The sequence below is a fragment of the Neisseria subflava genome (assembly GCF_024205745.1).
Classification (GTDB): Bacteria; Pseudomonadota; Gammaproteobacteria; order Burkholderiales; family Neisseriaceae; genus Neisseria; species Neisseria flavescens_B.
In genome coordinates, this window is the sequence record NZ_CP073117.1 from 1,449,426 (window position 1) to 1,466,871 (window position 17,446).

At 48.3% G+C, this 17,446-nt stretch carries 14 protein-coding genes and 1 pseudogene; 5 read left to right on the plus strand and 10 right to left on the minus strand.

Going from position 1 to position 17,446, the window contains the following annotated elements; genetic code table 11:
* Window positions 1-10 precede the first annotated feature (10 nt).
* The gene (gene hexR / locus KCG55_RS06960; RefSeq protein ID WP_049352085.1) at window positions 11-859 is read left to right on the plus strand and encodes a DNA-binding transcriptional regulator HexR; all 849 of its coding nucleotides are present in this window, start codon (window positions 11-13) and stop codon (window positions 857-859) included.
* A 143-nt stretch (window positions 860-1,002) separates the two neighbouring features.
* The gene (pgi, locus tag KCG55_RS06965; RefSeq protein ID WP_254322523.1) at window positions 1,003-2,646 is read left to right on the plus strand and encodes a glucose-6-phosphate isomerase; all 1,644 of its coding nucleotides are present in this window, start codon (window positions 1,003-1,005) and stop codon (window positions 2,644-2,646) included.
* A 51-nt stretch (window positions 2,647-2,697) separates the two neighbouring features.
* Here pgi and KCG55_RS06970 read toward each other — a convergent pair whose 3' ends face one another.
* From KCG55_RS06970 to KCG55_RS07010, 9 genes and pseudogenes are all read right to left on the minus strand, one after another.
* Entirely contained in the window at window positions 2,698-3,795 is a 1,098-nt protein-coding gene (locus tag KCG55_RS06970; RefSeq protein WP_254322525.1) for an NnrS family protein, read from the minus strand.
* 295 nt (window positions 3,796-4,090) lie between these two features.
* Window positions 4,091-4,705 (minus strand): CadD family cadmium resistance transporter, encoded by a 615-nt coding sequence (locus tag KCG55_RS06975; RefSeq protein ID WP_254322526.1) that lies wholly within the window; start codon window positions 4,703-4,705, stop codon window positions 4,091-4,093.
* Between the two features lie 311 nt (window positions 4,706-5,016).
* A complete protein-coding gene (locus KCG55_RS06980) occupies window positions 5,017-5,709 on the minus strand; it encodes an ATP-binding cassette domain-containing protein (protein ID WP_254323649.1) in 693 nt (230 codons plus the stop codon).
* Window positions 5,709-6,506, minus strand: a complete 798-nt coding sequence (locus tag KCG55_RS06985) for an ABC transporter permease (RefSeq protein WP_254322528.1) — start codon at window positions 6,504-6,506, stop codon at window positions 5,709-5,711. Before KCG55_RS06985 ends, KCG55_RS06980 begins: the two co-directional genes overlap by 1 nt.
* Window positions 6,507-6,596: 90 nt before the next feature.
* Entirely contained in the window at window positions 6,597-7,661 is a 1,065-nt protein-coding gene (locus KCG55_RS06990; RefSeq protein WP_254322530.1) for a hypothetical protein, read from the minus strand.
* 30 nt (window positions 7,662-7,691) lie between these two features.
* On the minus strand, window positions 7,692-8,522 hold the full coding sequence (locus KCG55_RS06995) for a hypothetical protein (protein WP_254322532.1): 831 nt from the start codon (window positions 8,520-8,522) through the stop codon (window positions 7,692-7,694).
* A gap of 29 nt (window positions 8,523-8,551) precedes the next feature.
* The gene (locus tag KCG55_RS07000; protein WP_254322533.1) at window positions 8,552-9,364 is read right to left on the minus strand and encodes a hypothetical protein; all 813 of its coding nucleotides are present in this window, start codon (window positions 9,362-9,364) and stop codon (window positions 8,552-8,554) included.
* A gap of 380 nt (window positions 9,365-9,744) precedes the next feature.
* A pseudogene (locus KCG55_RS07005) lies at window positions 9,745-10,721 on the minus strand (ABC transporter substrate-binding protein).
* A 57-nt stretch (window positions 10,722-10,778) separates the two neighbouring features.
* Window positions 10,779-12,698 carry a TonB-dependent receptor gene (locus KCG55_RS07010; RefSeq protein WP_254322535.1) on the minus strand — a complete coding sequence of 640 codons (1,920 nt, stop codon included), beginning with the start codon at window positions 12,696-12,698 and terminating at the stop codon, window positions 10,779-10,781.
* A 324-nt stretch (window positions 12,699-13,022) separates the two neighbouring features.
* Between KCG55_RS07010 and fumC the strand changes: the two genes are divergently transcribed.
* From fumC to KCG55_RS07025, 3 genes are all read left to right on the plus strand, one after another.
* Window positions 13,023-14,411, plus strand: coding sequence for a class II fumarate hydratase (fumC, locus tag KCG55_RS07015; protein ID WP_254322537.1), 1,389 nt, complete (start codon window positions 13,023-13,025; stop codon window positions 14,409-14,411).
* 255 nt (window positions 14,412-14,666) lie between these two features.
* Window positions 14,667-15,065, plus strand: coding sequence for a hypothetical protein (locus tag KCG55_RS07020; RefSeq protein WP_254322539.1), 399 nt, complete (start codon window positions 14,667-14,669; stop codon window positions 15,063-15,065).
* 191 nt (window positions 15,066-15,256) lie between these two features.
* Entirely contained in the window at window positions 15,257-15,916 is a 660-nt protein-coding gene (locus tag KCG55_RS07025) for an NYN domain-containing protein (protein ID WP_254322541.1), read from the plus strand.
* Between the two features lie 116 nt (window positions 15,917-16,032).
* Here KCG55_RS07025 and argH read toward each other — a convergent pair whose 3' ends face one another.
* A complete protein-coding gene (argH, locus tag KCG55_RS07030) occupies window positions 16,033-17,412 on the minus strand; it encodes an argininosuccinate lyase (protein WP_036491665.1) in 1,380 nt (459 codons plus the stop codon).
* Between the last annotated feature and the right edge of the window lie 34 nt (window positions 17,413-17,446).

Here is a 17,446-nt window from a genome sequence, read left to right on the forward strand (position 1 = left end):
GGTAGAGCATATGTTAAGCAAAATCAGCGAATCATTGTCCAATCTCTCCGGCGCAGAACGCAAAGTTGCCGAATCTGCGCTGGCCGAGCCGAAATGGTTCGTTCATGCCGCTGTGGCGGAAATCGCCGAGCGTGCATCCGTCAGTCAGCCGACTGTAATCCGTTTCTGCCGCAGTTTGGGTTACAAAGGCTTGCCTGAGTTCAAACTCGCTTTGTCTGCCAGCATCGGTCATGAAGGTATGCCTTACGTTCATGAAGAATTGAACGCCGATGACAACATGAGCAGCGTGGTTGAAAAAGTATTGGGCAATGCCGCAGCCTCCCTCTTGGGCGAGCGCCGCTTCTTGAAAGAATCCGAGCTGGAAAACGCGATTGCCATTTTGATGCACGCGCGACGCGTTGAGTTTTATGGTGTCGGCAACTCAGGCATCGTTGCCCAAGATGCGCAGCACAAATTCTTCCGTTTCGGTATGTCCACCGTCGCCTATGTCGATACGCATACCCAGTTGATGGCGGCTTCCGTATTGACCGAGCAGGATGTGTTGGTGGCGATTTCCAATACCGGCTCATCTATCGAATTGTTGGACGCGGCCAGTATCGCCAAAGAAAACGGCGCAGCCGTTATTGCGTTGACCCGCAATGATTCGCCGTTGGCTCAAATGGCCGACTGCGTATTGAGCATTGCCACTCAGGAAAATGCAGAGCTTTATACGCCTATGGTGTCCCGTCTTCTTCAGTTGGCCGTTATCGACATTCTTGCAATCGGCTTGGCCTTGCGCTTGGGCGACACTGCCAGCACACAACTGCAAAAAAGTAAAAAAAGCATACATAACAAACACATCGAATACGATAAAGATTGATTCTTCACTGATATATTCAGACGGCCCCAACCCACATCAAGGCCGTCTGAAACCTCAAAAAACGGAAACCACCCCGTTCCCGTTTCAGACGACCTCACGGCCGTTTTCTCAACAAAACTGTCCACTATCCAGGAGAGCATCCGATGAAACACCTTCACGATTTACCAGCTTGGTCAAAATTATGGATACATTTTGACGAAACCAAAGAACAACATATGCGCGAAATGTTCGAGCAAGATTCCGAACGTGCCGAGCGTTACTGGCTGCAAGTCGGCGGCCTGACTTTGGATTATTCCAAAAACCGCATCAACGACGAAACCATGGCACTGTTGTTCGAGCTGGCGCGTGAAGCAGGCGTACCGGAACGGATGCAGCAAATGTTCCACGGTGAAAAAATCAATACGACAGAAAACCGCGCCGTTCTCCATGTCGCCCTGCGTAACCGCACCAACGCCCCCATCGTCGTAGACGGCGAAGATGTGATGCCTAAAGTCAACCATGTCCTGCAACGCATGGGCGAATTTGCACACGAAGTCCGCAGCGGCAGCTGGTTGGGCTATACCAACCAAGTCATCACCGACGTCGTCAACATCGGTATCGGCGGCTCCGACCTCGGTCCGCTGATGATGTGTACCGCGCTCAAACAATTCGGCCATCCGCGTTTGAACATGCACTTCGTCTCCAACGTGGACGGCTCCCAACTGAGCGACGTATTGTCTAAAGTCCACCCCGAAACCACGCTGTTCATCATTGCTTCCAAAACCTTTACCACCCAAGAAACCCTGACCAACGCCCTGACCGCGCGTAAATGGTTCTTGGATCATGCAGGCGATGAAAGCGCCGTGGCCAAACACTTCGTTGCCGTATCGACCAACCAAAAAGCCGTTGCCGAATTCGGTATCGATACCGCCAATATGTTTGAATTTTGGGACTGGGTCGGCGGACGATACAGCCTGTGGTCGGCCATCGGCCTGCCGATTATGTTGTACCTCGGCGAAGAAAACTTCATCGAAATGCTCAACGGCGCACACCTGATGGACCAACACTTCATCAATACGCCGCTGGAGCGCAACATGCCCGTCATCCTCGCTCTCATCGGCATCTGGTACATCAACTACTACGGCGGCGGCAGCCACGTTATCGCGCCTTACGACCAACATCTCCACCGCCTGCCCAAATTCATCCAGCAGCTCGACATGGAGAGTAACGGCAAACAAGTTACCCTTGACGGTAAACCGGTCGGTTACGAAACTTCCCCGATTATTTGGGGCGAAACCGGTATCAACGGCCAGCACGCATTCTTCCAACTGCTGCACCAAGGTACGCACATCACGCCGATTGACCTGATTGCCTCCCTTGAAAAACGCAGCAACCTGCGCGGCCACCACGAAATCCTGTTGGCGAACGTCTTTGCCCAAGCCGAAGCCTTTATGCGCGGCAAAACGCCTGACGAAGTACGCGCCGAGCTTCAAGCCCAAGGCATGGAAGAAGCACGTATCGAAGAGCTGGTTCCGCACAAAACCTTCTCCGGCAACCGTCCGACCAACCTCATCCTCATGGACAAAATCAACCCGCGCAATATGGGTAGCCTGATTGCCATGTACGAACACAAAACCTTCGTTCAAGGCATTATTTGGGGCATCAACAGCTTTGACCAATGGGGCGTAGAGCTCGGCAAACAGTTGGCCAAAACCATTCTTGCCGAATTGACCGGCGAGACCGAAGTGCAAAAACACGACAGCTCCACTACACGTCTGATTAATCTTTATTTGAATGCCAACAAATAAAGCGTTTATTTAAAGCCAAGGCCGTCTGAAAGTTTCAGACGGCCTTTTGTTTTATTCCGGATCATCCGTAAACGAATTTTCCCGAAATATCGGTACAAACGTGAAAAGATACAGTACAAACACGGCGATGGTCAGAAGCGCAGGAACGGTAATGAAAAATATCGGGTTCACGTTCATCAAGAAAGCGCGCGAGACGGCAGCCATAAAGAGTAGGGGGACGGCAATGTGGCAGAGTTTGGGATAATCGAGTTTGGTAAAGCCGCTGTGCCACAGTCCGGCAGTCAGCCATACCATCATCACGCCGCCCATCATGCCGCCGAGGGTAATCAGGTGCAGGGGAGCGGAGGCGGGCAGATTTTGCAGTTTCGCCGCGCCTGTCCACAGATAGCCTGTGGCGGCAAAGAGCTGGAGCAGGTAATAAGTGCGGACGTAGTGTTTGCGCAGGAGTTCGTGATGGTGAAGCTCACGCAGCTTGGCGAGCAGGATGAAGCCGACGGCGAGCGCGGTAAAACCGGCGGTTTGCGCGGGCAGCCAAAGTTCGGCGGCGGCGTGCAGGAGCAGGAAGGTAATGGCGATATTTTTATAGACGACGTTGGGGATGAATACGGGGTCTTTCAGACGGCATTCTTTGAGGGCTTCCGCGCCTAGAAGGACGCTGACGCGCACGGATACGAACATGACCGCCGCCATGTTCAAATGCACTTGCGCGCGCAACAGGTTCAAATCGCCGCTAACGGCATAGGCCGTCTGAAAAACGGTAAACGCGGTAAGCAACATTAGCAGGGCGAAATTGTCGGTATTGCGGTCGAGCCAAATCAGCCAGGCGCAGAACAGCAGCAACACCAGCCAATAGGCGGCAACGAAAAACGAGGCAGTTTGCGGCGAAAAGGGCAGTAGGGCGGATGCGGCGAGCAATAATGCCGCCATCAAAGTAGCGACAGGTTTCAGACGGCCTTGATAGCCCGTCCATTCAAGCATGGCGGCAGTCAGGAAGCCGCCATATGCCGTAGGCAGCATGAGTTCTAAGAAGATTTGGCGGTGCAAAATGACGGCACTAGGGCTGATGAAAAACACCAACGCGCCGAGTATGGCAAGCACCGCCGCGCCGACGAAAAACGGCCGCATGGGGTGGGTGAAAAATTTATTCATGGCTTGGCTTGATTCTGCATGAAGATGCTTTCGGATATGGATTTATTGGGTGGACAGGGTCGTATCTTTTGCCAAAGAGGCAAGCCTGCGGCTTGCTTGCCCTCTCCCTAGCTCTCTCCCACGGGGAGAGGGGATTAAGCTGCCAAACCCGAACATTTTCAGGTTTACCTGCCATCTAATTCCCAATCCTGCGCCCTCTAATTTTCAGCAACCTGATTCCCTCTCCCCGTGGGAGAGGGTTAGGGAGAGGGCAACGAACCGCAAGGTTCGTCAGATACTCAAATGCCCGTATCATTCATATCATTGATATTATTGTTTGAATTGTATTATTTTCAATAATAATAAATAACCCTAAACCAATATAAATAGCAGCCATTATCCAACGACTAAACTTCTCTACAATTTCACCAACACCTGAAATATTAGCCAATCTTTGTGCTGTATATACTAAAACAAAAATCAATATTAAAAATACAAGAAGAGTAACTAATAAGTCGATAAGATCTAAAGTCACAAAGTAAGGAACAAAAAGTCCAATATTATCTGCACCACAACTAGCAACTGTAACCAAAGCAACAATACCGACTAATTTTGACAACCCTTTTTCATCCAATTCTTTTTTAGCTCTTTTTTCGCCCTCACAATCGTCGTAAATAGCAACTTTAATACCTAAGTAAATCGGTATTAAACCTAATAAACCCAACACCCATTTTTCCGGAACATAATGCAAAACAAAAGCTAGAAATAAACTAACTAATATTAAAATTACAGAACCTAAATATTGTCCGATATAAATATCTCGATATTCTTTTCTAGTATTTGCTCTAGCAAAAAATATTAATAGTATTACCAACAAATCTACTGCTGTAGCAATATATAAAACAGCAGCAGTAATCACAGTCGAAAACATAAAGCACCTCATAATGAATCCCCTGCCCCCTTGGCACCACGGCTTTTTCAAAAACCGAATCGCGTTCGGATAACAGATTCGTATCTTTCGCTAAAGAGGCAAGCCTGCGGCTTGCTTACCCTCTCCCTAGCCATCTCCCACGGGGAGAGGGAATTGGGCTGTCGAGCCTGAACATTTTCAGGTTTACCTGACATCTGATTCCCAATTCTACGGCTCTCTGATTTTGAGAAACCTGATCCCCTTTCTCCGTGGGAGAGGGTTAGGGAGAGGGCAACGAACCGCAAGGTTCGTCAGATAATCAAATCCCCTCATCACTCATAATAATGAATCCCCTGAAACTCCCTTGCCACCACGGCCTCCTCAAAAGCCGAATCGCGTTCGGACAGCGGCGTGGGCAGGGTCATCACGTTTTGTACGTTCATGCCCTTAGTGGAAAGCAGCATGATTTCATGGCTCAGGCGCGCGGCTTCGAAGCGGTCGTGCGTTACCAGCATACACGCCATGCCCTGCCGCTCGATTTTTTCCACCAGCATGGCGACCAAAATATCGCGCAAATCGCGGTCCAAACCGACGAACGGCTCGTCCAGCAAGGCAAGGTCGCAGCCGCACAGCAGCAGGCGCAAAAATGCTACCCGTTTCGCCATGCCGCCGGACAATTCGGTCGGATATTTGTTCAAATCGCCCGCAGTCAGTCCGACTTTCGCCGCCAGCGCGATGATTTCGCCTTCATCGGGTTTGTCCATAAAAATAGCGATATTCTGCATCGCGGTCAAGTTTCCCGGCAGGCGGTTTTCCTGAAACAGAAAACCCGTTTTGCGGAAAGTATTGCGTATCGTGCCCGATTTTGGCGTTTCCAAGCCCGCAATCAGCCGCAAAACCGTCGTCTTGCCGCAGCCGCTCGGCCCGAACAAGGCTTTCACTTCACCATGTTGCAAGTTCAAACTGAAATCGCGCACGATGGGGTCGCGGAGAATTTCAAAACGCACGTTTTCAAGACAGAGCATCATCTTCTCCACGGCATAAACAAAATTTCCAAAGGTTTGGTAATCAGGTATTCAAACAGCGACACAAACACGATAACCAGCACCACATAAGCCATCACCGTCGAAGTCTCCAGCATCGCCCTTGCGTCCGCAATCCGCGCGCCCACGCCTTCGCTCGCGCCCAAGAGTTCCGCCATAATCACCACCTTCACCCCCATCGCCACCGCCACGCCGATGCTGGAAATCACATAACCCGTCAGATGCGGGATATACAGATAACGGATTTTTTTCAGACGGCCTAATTTATAAGCGTCAAACAATTCCTCATGCTGCTTGTTCACGCTCGCCATCCCGACCGCCGCACTCGCAAATGTCAGCGGCGCAACCAACACAATGATGGTAAACAACACGCTCGGATTGTCGAAACCAAACCAAAACAGAGCCATCACCACCCAAATAATCGGCGGCATCGCCAACAAAATCGTAATCACAGGCTTGAGCAACGCCATCGCCGTCTTAAAACTGCCCGCCACCAGCCCTGCCGCCAATCCCGCTACCAAAGCAACCGAAATCCCCACCACCGACCGCCACAGCGAAATCCCGATTTCGTTGTCCTGAAAATGTTTCAATAAATCAAATGACTTTTGAAACACCTCCACCGGCGCAGGCAGCATAAACTCACCGAACACGGCGCTGCCCCACGCCCACAACGCCACCACCACCATTGCCACGCTCAAACCGGCAAAGCCGCTCCAAAGGTAGTCGATGATGTAAAACACCGCAGGCTGCGGTTTACGGATTTTGTCGGTTTTAATCATGGTTTGGGTGTTGGTTGATGGGGATGGTTTGGAGATGATGGGTCGTCTGAAAAATATTTGCCTATTTCTCAGACGACCTATCCGATATTTCTAAGACAAACTGATTCCGCGAGAGCGTTCTTGCTGTGCCTGTTGCACCAATTCCTGTTGAAATTCAGAAGATTTCTCTGATTGTCGGACTACTTCAAGTCTTTCATCTAGCTCCTTTTTAAATGCTTCAATTACGTCTTTGTTCTCTTCCCTCATCTGTAAGGCAAACGAACTGTCTGTATCATTCTTAAGTCCGTCAATCAGGTGCTTAAGCCTATCCTCCGCTGTTTGGGCTCGGCTTGCCGAAGCAGACATTGCGATATTGTCTGCTTCTGTCTGAATTCCTTGAAATGTAGGGCTTCCCATTGCCAAACCGATTTTTTGATCTGTAATATCTTGGGCATCATTGGCAACTATTTTAGAGAGCGAACGCCATTGTGCCGCATGTTTCAGCCAGTCCAATGCTTGCTTTTGGTCGTCTGCGTCAACGCGACGGACGCTGTGCTCATATCCGTAAATCGGCAGGGAATAAGGCGTAACTGCCTGCGGTCTGGGGGAGTACTTGCCGTTTTTATCGACATCAATCGCACCGTTGGCAAAATCAGCAACGGTCAGGTATAGCGTGACGCTTGCCGCCACCGCATCCGGTCCGTCTCCCTGAGTCTTGGCAAGATCCCGCCATATTCTTTCCTGCGTCGCTTTACCGTGTCCGTATTTACCCAGCAGGCGCATAGGCTCTTCAAGTGTCCAGTTCTTCAAGCTCAATTTGTGCTTAATGAACGCTTTCTCATGGAAATCGCGGATTTTTTCAAATTTAACATCGGTATCGGTTTGACCCGTTTTGCTCATTTGAACTGTTAATGCATCAAGATACCCCTTAGCCATATCGACACGGATTTCATTCAGCTTACTTTCACTGAATTTCCGTCCCGAGGTTTCCTCCATAAACAGAATGGCGGCTTCGCCCGTTACAGTATCGCCTTTGGCAACGCCTTTTGCCCAACCCGCATAGTCGTAACCCTTGGACAAAAGTTCTTCGTAAACACGGATAGCACCTTGTACGCCTTGCGTTTTAATCATATTCTGATAGCGCTCAATATCGTTTAATCTAATGGTTGCAGGCATTTTCAATTCCTTTCTTTTCTATTGTAAAAGTTAAAGTTTACGTTCTGGATGCTTGGCATTATCCTTAAATTCTTCCAATATTTTTTTGGACTGACTTTCGATTTTCCTCCAGTCTTTCAAATAAAACCTGCTGTATGAGGCATCAAATGTGATATACGGATTATTGCCTGACAGAAAATTGTGGCTGCATGGAGGATTAATTGACTCATTTTTGTTGTTATCGAAACAGGAAATATAAGTTGTTACGTTCCCATTCTTATCCCTGCCTATAAAAAGCGTATCAGTTGTTTTTGTATTGGTGTCGGGTTCAAGTTGTTTATATACCTCCAATCCGTATAGTTTTTCACCCGTAGACTTAAAACTATATTCTGGAAGAGTAGGTTTATACCTTAAATCCCTCTCCAGTTTCTTGGTCAAAAAGTCCAATGACCAAGGCGTTTTATCCGCATGATAGCTGAACTCCACCCAAGGGTTTTCCGGATAATCCATGGCATCATAATAATCAAATCCCGTCTGATTTCGCAAATCGAAAATCTCGTCCGTTTTCAGGTTCCATATAACTAAAAATCCGGTTAGAGGGGATTCTAAGGTTCGAGGTGGAGGATTATAGGTTTCCCATTCCTTCGACAAACCACTCGGCGTGTCTTCGTAACTGACAACAGGGCCGGGAGTAATATATGAAGAAAAACGGATGGGGATACCGCCGAAATTGCCGACCGTATCATGATGCGGATAGGGATAACGACTCTCTTTTTGATCAAATACAGCCTGTGCATCGTTTTTTTGCGGCGGATTGCAAGCGATTAAAAACGGCAACAGGCAGAAGGCGGCATATAATTTTTTTACGGTAAAATATTTCATCAACTATTCCTTATTATCTGCTGTAAAAGTTAAAGTTTACGTTCTGAGTGCTTGGCATTATCCTTAAATTCCTCCAATATTTCTTTAGATTTATGTTCGATTTTTCTCCAGTCTTTCAAATAGAACCTGCTGTATGAGGCAGTAAACTTGATATACGGATTACTGCCTGATAGAAAATCATGACTACAGGGCGGATTAATCGCCTCATTTTTATTATTATCGAAGCAGGAAATATAAGTTGTTACGTTCCCGTCCTTATCCCTGCCGATAAAAAGCGTATCAGTCGTTTTCGTATTGGTGTCAGGTTCAAGCTGTTTGTACACCTCCAATCCATACAGTTCTTCTCCTGTTGACTTAAAGCTATGCTCGGGAAGATTGGGTTTATACTGCAACTTTATTTTCAGCATCTCATCCAAAAAATCTGACGAAGGTATTTTACCTGCCCTAAATGCGAAATCTATCCAAGGGTTTTCCGGCTTCGCTGCACTGTCGGAGTAGTCGTACATCGTCTGATTACGTAAATCGTAAAGTTCGTTCGTTTTTATATTCCATCCGATCGAAAATACACGAAGAGGAGATTTCAATGTACGGGTGGGAGGATTATAAGTTTCCCATTCTTTTGAAAGACCATGTGGAGTATCTTCATATTCAGGAAACGATAAGAAAATATAGCTAGACATACGCAACGGTATCCCGGCCAAACTGCCTACTGCATCATCCGCCGTAAACCGCTCTTTCGGCAGTTTCTCTTGGGCATTAGCCTGCAACTGCGGATTACAGGCTGCAAGGAAGGGTAACAAGCATAAGGTTGCATATGCTTTTTTTGCGGTAAAATATTTCATCAACTATTCCTTATCATCTGCTGTAAAAGTCGAAGTTTTATAGCCTAAATTATAATCAGAAAATTTGGGGTTTATTTACAAAAATTGTAGTAAACGTAAGTTGGGTTATGTCCTGACATTTCAGGTAATTCAACGGTTTCTAGTTTTGGCAACCCAATCCGCTGTTACCACCTATCGTCATTCCCGCGTAGGCGGGAATCCAGAGTTTTGACGTTGCTACAATTTTAAAACATTCCTGCAATATCAAGGACTGGATTCCCGCCTATGCGGGAATGACGGCTTTTTGTGTACTGTTCTAATTATTATCTGACAAGCCATCTGAAAATGACAAATCAGATATTTATGGCTATTCCACTATTTTCAGACGACCTCTTCTCCTTTTAAGCCAAGAAGAACCCGTTATCCGGCAGCTTGCCTCCTAAGAGTTTCGGGTTGAACTGCATCAGGATTTCGTAAAACTTCAAAATCTCGTTCTTCACTTCGCTGCCTTTGGTTACCGTCAGCCGTGCGCCGTCCAAGCCCATGACTAGGGCGGGTTCGGGGCGGGGAGGTAGTTTTTGCCGATTTTCGCCGCGCTTTGGCGGTTGGCAAGTATCCAGTTGAGCGCGTTTTTCAAATCCTGATGGAAGATGTCGAACTGCGCCTTGTGTGTGTGGAAATATTCTTCGTTGGCGATGATGCCTGCCATCGGAATCAGCGGTTTGGTATCAAACGCCTGTCCCCATGCTTTTACCAAGTCAAAACCGCGCACGACGTTTACGCCCATGGTTTTGCCTTTGAGCATGCTGGCGGTTGCCATCGGTTCGGGCAGGATGGCGGCGTGGTAGTCTTTGCTTAAAAACAGTCCGACTGCTTCGGGTGGCGTGGCGGTGTAGGTGATGCCGACTTTGTGTGTGTCGATTTTCAGTTTTTTCAACAAGGCTTGCAGCACGATGTCGGGCATGTCGTTTTTAAACGGCACGAGGATTTTTTTGCCGACCAAATCCTGCGGCGAGGCAATCGTGCTGTCTTTGCACATCAGCTGCGTGATGCCGTTGGTCAAAATATTGACCATGCCGACTTTCTGACCTTGGTTGCGCAGGTTTACGCCGACATTGCTCGGACTCATCATCACTTTAAATTGTCCGCTCGCTACGCCCGCGCGCAGTTGGTCGGGCGAGCGCCAGATTTTCAGCGACACATCCGCCTGCTTCGCCAGCTTGCCTTGCAACGCCGCTACGGCAATGGTAACGCTGGGCATTGCCGGTGCGCCGTACACGGTAAATTGTTCTTTACCGGCAGCCAACAGCGAAGGCGAAACGCCTGCTGCTGCCAGCGCGGCGGTCATTTTTAAGAAATCACGTCTTTTCATATCCATTTTTTATCTCCTAATTCTTAATAAGCCAGTGTAGGCATTCTTTCAGACGGCCTGGTTTTAAAAAGCCGCATGCAAACTCAACCAATATGTCCTGCCCGGTGCATACACTACACTGGGCGACAAGGCGAGGACGTGGTCGCCGCTGATGTGTTCGGCGTATTTTTTGTTGAACACGTTGTTCACACCCAGGCGCAAGCCGTATTTGTCTTTGATGTTTACGCCGGCGTACACGTCGGCAACGGTAAAGCCTTTGGCAGCTTCACGTTTGTCTATGCCCAGACCGCTTGCCGCGTCAAAATCGCCGCGCGTTTGTTTGGCGACAAAGCGTGCTGCCGCGCCGATGTTGTAGCTGCCGTGGGCAAAGTAGTTTTTGTAGTCGGCTTGGACGGCGGCTTCAAACGGACGGATTTGATAGAGCGGTCTGCCGTCGGTTTCGTTGTGTCCGTAGTTGTAGGTGGCTTTGATGCCTGCCGCCCAATGCGGATTGAAGTTGTAACGCGCGTAGGCCTGCGCGGTAAACAATCGTGCGTCCACGTTGCGTGTGATGATGCCGCCGCCTTTGGAAGCCGTGCCGCTTTGTCCGTGTGCGCGGTCAAAAATAATCAGGTCTTTGACTTTGTCCGCCACAAGTGTGCCGCCCACGTTCCAGCCTGCGCCTGCCAACGAGTTCATGTAGCCGTTGTAGTAGTCGTTGCGGCTGTCGGCGGTGAGCTTGATGCGGTTGTGTTTTTCGGTTTTCAGCAGGGGGTTGCCTGCGATGGCGGCGGCTGGATTTTGGTTCATCAACGCGCCGTTCATGCGGTTTTGCACGATGGCGGCAAGCGAGTTGAAGCGTTCGGTGTTGTCGCCGATTCGTTCTAAGTGAGCAAGGAAGACGCTGTATTTTTGCGTTTCAGACGGCGTGAAATCGTATTTGAGTTCGCCTGAAAAGGCATGGCGGCGCACTTTGCCGTCGAAGTCGTAGCCGTAATGGGTTTTCCAGATTTGTTGTGATGAGGCGAAGGCGAGATTACGGTTCATCGGGTGGGCGGGTTGCGCTGTATTTTTGCGAACGTCCGCTTCGTTGATTTCGTAGCTTAAGCCCAAGCTCAGTTTGTGTTGGTCGTCAAACTTGTAAGACAGGGTATCGGCAATGCGCCAGCGGTCGATGTGCACATCGGCGAAACGGTAGCCGTTGAGGAAATCGCGCATGGGAGTGTGGGCGTTACGCTCGCCGTTTTGGCTGTCATTGCGGTAGCTGACGGCGGCCGTGTTGTGGAATTTGCCGAAGTCCGCATCGTGTTTGAGCGAGAAGTCGTACACTTTGCGGTCAAGCTCTACGAACACTTGCTGCGGTGTGTTGTTTTGGCGCAGGGAGTAATTGTCGGCATGGCGTTTGAGTTTGATGACGCCTGCTTCCGCGCTGACCGTATTGCTCAAATCGGCATTGCCCCAACGAGCGTTGAGTTTGGCGATGTGGCGTTCGGTATCCAATGCGTCGTTGACGAACTGCGGCTGGCGGTCGTTATTGATGTCGTCGTGTAGGTAGGTGAGGCGGTATTCCTGATTTTCAGACGGCACGAAACCGAGTACCAAAGCTTGATTAAAACGGCTGTATTTCCAATCGGTCTGATTACCGTCGCCGTCTTTATAGCCGTTGGCCTTGGTGTGATTGAGGTTGGCCACGCCGTACACCTTTGCCCCGCGCGCTTGCGCGGTAATAGAATTGTAAAAGCTTTTGCCGTAAAAGCCACTGTTTGCCTTCAGCGGACGGAAGGCTTGGTCTATGTTTTCGGTAACAAAGTAATGATCGCTGCGGTCGGTGCGGTCGAACTGGTTTTCGGGGAAATAGCCTTGCGCGGCGGTCGGTGCAATCGGTTTGGGCGGGGAGAAGGTTTTGACAGGCTGGATTTCATCCGGGTCTGCCAAGGTTTCGGCAAAGCCGTTTGCAGCGGCAAAGCTGCTCATTAACAAGCAAATCAAATGGTTTTGTTTCATGGCTTATATCCTGATAATCATTTTTATTTATTATGCTCTTAGAGAGAGGCAAAGTAAAGAAATGATAAAGTGTCTGAAGCCGACAAAACTTTATTGTCGGTAAGGAAAGCTTTAGCCTTGAACACAAGCCGATACGGGCTAAAAACTTTTAGAAGAGAAGAGTGTTAGCGAGGTTTGTATCTGGGTTTTATTTTGCGTTTGTGTTTTCCGTTTATAGAGCAGCATAGGCCGTCTGAAAAAATATCTCTCTTTTCAGACGGCCTATTGCTGGTTATAATAATTTTACGAATCATTATTATTTATATTTAAATATAGGAGAAACGCATGAGTACCCGTACCGAACACGACACCATGGGCAATGTCGAAGTCCCATCCGAAGCCTATTGGGGCGCGCAGACCCAGCGCAGCCGCAACAATTTCAAAATCGGCGGCGAAACCCTGCCGCAGCCGTTGATTTACGCTTTGGCTCTGGTGAAAAAAGCCGCAGCCGCCACCAATGTTTCCCTTGGCAGGATTAAGCCTGAACAGGCGGATTTGATTACGCAGGCGGCGGATGATGTGTTGAACGGCAAGCTTGATGGGCAGTTCCCATTGGTAGTGTGGCAGACCGGTTCCGGCACGCAGTCCAATATGAACATGAACGAAGTGCTGGCAAACCGCGCCAACGAAATCGCCGGTACGGGTTTGGCGGCATATCAGCCCGTCCATCCCAACGACCATGTGAACCACGCGCAATCGACCAACGACGCGTTCCCGACCGCCATCCACGTCGCCGCCGCGATTGAAATCAACCGCCACCTTATTCCGGCAGTAAAAGCCTTGCGCGATACATTGGACAAAAAAGCCCAAGCTTTCTCCCCCATCGTCAAAATCGGCCGCACCCACTTACAGGACGCGACGCCGCTGACTTTGGGACAAGAGTTTTCCGGCTACGTTTCCCAGCTCGATCACGGTTTAGGCCGTCTGAACGATGCGCTTAAAGATTTGTATGAACTCGCTTTGGGCGGCACGGCGGTCGGCACGGGTTTGAACAGTCATCCCGAATACGCCGAAAAAGCCGCCGCCAAACTCGCCGAATTGTCCGGCCTGCCGTTTGTCAGCGCGCCGAACAAGTTTGAAGCTTTGGGCGGGCGAGATGCCGCCGTTGCTGCTTCGGGTGCATTGAAAACGCTGGCGGCAAGCCTGAACAAAATCGCCAACGACATCCGCTGGCTGGCAAGTGGCCCGCGCTGCGGTTTGGGCGAAATCAAAATCCCCGAAAACGAGCCGGGTTCGTCCATCATGCCGGGCAAAGTCAACCCGACCCAATGCGAAGCGATGACGATGGTGTGCTGCCAAGTGTTCGGCAACGACGTTACCATCGGCATGGCGGGCGCGTCGGGCAATTTCGAGCTGAACGTCTATATGCCCGTTATCGCCTACAACCTCTTGCAATCTATCCGCCTCTTGGGCGACGCGTGCAACAGCTTCAACGAAAACTGCGCCGTCGGCATCGAACCCGTGCCGGAAAAAATCGACTATTTCCTGCACCATTCCCTGATGTTGGTTACTGCGTTAAACCGTAAAATCGGCTATGAAAACGCCGCCAAAGTCGCCAAAACCGCCTATAAAAACGACAAATCGTTGCGCGAAACCGCCATCGAATTGGGCTTGCTGACAGGCGAAGAGTTTGACGAATTGGTTGTTCCTGCCGATATGGTTCATCCGCGTTAAGCTTTAATAATGAAACATGCCGTCTGAAAATGTTTTTAGACGGCATGTTTTTATGCTGCGGTTGTCTTTTTTCGAATAGGGTAAAGGTCTCTAGTTTTATTTGTAAGACCTCCAAAAAAACTATTGGAAATTTTGAGTAAAATTAATAGAGAACTTAAAAGTGGTACTATTCAAAATAGTTGATTTTTTTATTTTATTAATTTAGAATAAAAATTTAGTTTATTAAGTTTTAACAGCATATTGGAGTGTTATATCATGAGTATAGAGTATAAAACAGGAATTCTGAGTGGAGTAGGAACTGTGGGGGGAATCGGGGCTGTCGCTTCTACAATGAGTGCAGCAGAAATAACTGGGACATTAGCAACAATAGGTGGAATAGTTGGAGGAGGGATGGGCGCTGGTATTGGAGTGGTCGCTGCAGTCCCTGTAACCATCACTGCTGCTACAGCATACGGCACTAAAAAATACACAGAACATTTAGCAGCCAAAGCAGCTACTCGTTCAGCTGGCAATATTAAAGCATTAGCTGTGATATCAACTATTTCCCTTTTAGGATTTTTGGCCTATAAGGCATTGAATAAGAATAAGAACAATGAAACCCAACCCTCAAGTGAAGTAGACTCCACTGAGAATATTCCATTGTTAACTAAATAGACATAAAAGATGGCCTAGAAGAGAAAAATACCTTCTTCAATGTTTATCAGGTCTTAAAATATATACAAATAAAACTCATACAGCCGAACACCTAAGATACAGAATATGTATCAGTTCAAACTCGTTCTGTATGAGTTTTCTTATATTAAATTGAGAACCAATTTTTAACCAATTATTGGAACAAAGCATCGATGGACTTACTACTTATTGATAACTCAAATATATTCATTGGTTTAAAAAACCGATATGATTATGAAGCACGATTTAATTATCCTAACTTTGCAAATAAACTGATTTGTAGCAAAAAAATTAAAAAAATCATCGTCGGTTCAACTCAGCAACAAAAGGAAAATGCAACACAACAAGATTCTTTTTGGAATTACATGAAAAATAAAGGATTTGAAGTACATACTTACGAGCGAACTTCAAATGGTGAAAAGGGAGTAGATGGAAAAATTGTTGCTCTTGGTGTCAAAGCCATACTCAAATACAGAACAGAAGCAGGAGTAATGCATCTGATGAGTGGAGATCTGGATATGAAACCTTTAATTGAAGAAGCTTTATTTAACAAATGGAAAGTTGTCTTATGGACATGGAAAGAAAATCTCAATAGCGAATTTAAAAATGGCCCATTAAGTTCTTCTATCCAAATAAACTACTTAGATGATATTGAGAGTGAATTTGTATTTTTCTATAACAAAGAAGATAGCAAAAAAGAAAATATTGATGAAAGAAAAAAACGAAAAAGTAGAGAGCAAACAGAAAATAATATTGCAATAGCCATAATAGGAGGAGGATTAGCCGGACTAGCGGCGCTTGCTACTTTTGTTTTGAAAAAAATCTCAAAATAAATTCAATCCTTAATTACCTTTTAAAAATCTTTGTAATATTTTAAAAACCATAAAAAAGCCGTCTGAAATCCTGTTTCCAGTTTTCAGACGGCCTTTTATTGTGTGTTTAGATGGGTTTAAGCCAACAATTCACGCCAGCGTTTGACTTGGAAACGGACTTGTTCAGGCGCAGTACCGCCCAAGTGGTTGCGCGCGTTTAAGCTGCCTTCGGGTGTCAGCACGCTGTAAACATCGTCGGCGATCAAACCGCTGAAGCCTTGCAGGACTTCAAGCGGCAATTCGCTCAAATCGACGCCAGCTTCATCAGCATGGCGCACGGCTTGGGCAACAACTTCGTGGCTGTCGCGGAAAGGCATGCCTTTTTTCACCAAGTAATCCGCCAAGTCGGTAGCCGTTGCAAAACCCTGCATTACGGCGGCGCGCATATTGTCAGGTTTGACGGTCACGCCGCGCATCATGTCTGCGTAAATGCGCAGGGTGTCGATAAGTGTATCGGCAGTGTCAAACAAAGGCTCTTTGTCTTCCTGATTGTCTTTGTTGTATGCCAAAGGTTGCGATTTCATCAGGGTAACCAGGCCGATCAGGTGGCCAATCACGCGACCGGATTTGCCGCGCACAAGTTCGGGTACGTCGGGGTTTTTCTTTTGCGGCATGATGGAAGAGCCGGTGCAGAAACGGTCGGCAATATCGATAAAGCCGAAACGCGGGCTCATCCACAAAATCAATTCTTCGGAAAGACGGCTCAGGTGAACCATAATCAGAGAAGCGGCAGCCGTGAACTCAATGGCAAAATCGCGGTCAGATACGGCATCGAGCGAGTTTTGGCAGATTTGCTCAAAGCCCAACAGTTCGGCGGTAATTTCGCGTTGAATCGGGTAGGTGGTACCGGCAAGGGCTGCAGCGCCGAGCGGCATACGGTTGACGCGTTTGCGGCAGTCGGCCATGCGCTCGAAATCGCGGCCGAGCATTTCAACATAGGCGAGCATGTGATGCCCGAAGCTGACCGGTTGGGCAACTTGCAGGTGGGTAAAGCCTGGCATAACGGTTTCGGCGTTTTGTTCCGCCAAATCAACCAAGGCCGTCTGAAGGTTTTGAATCAGGCTTTGAATAACGGTAATTTGATCGCGGAGCCACAGGCGGATGTCGGTAGCAACTTGGTCGTTGCGGCTGCGGCCGGTGTGCAGGCGTTTGCCGGCATCGCCGATTTTGTCGGTGAGGCGGCGTTCGATGTTCATGTGGACATCTTCCAAATCCAGCGACCAGGAAATCGTTCCTTCTTTGATTTCTGCTATAATCTCGGCCATGCCCTGACGGATGGCGGAGAGGTCGTCTTCGCTCAAAACGCCCGACTGTGTCAGCATTTGCGCGTGTGCCAGCGAGCCTTGGATGTCCCATTCTGCCAGTCGTTTGTCAAAATCAATCGAGCCGGTATATTTTTTGACCAGCTCGGAAACAGGTTCGTTAAAACGGCCTGACCAGGTTTTGTCCTTGCTCATATCAGCATCCTTAAAATATAAATAAAAAAACAGG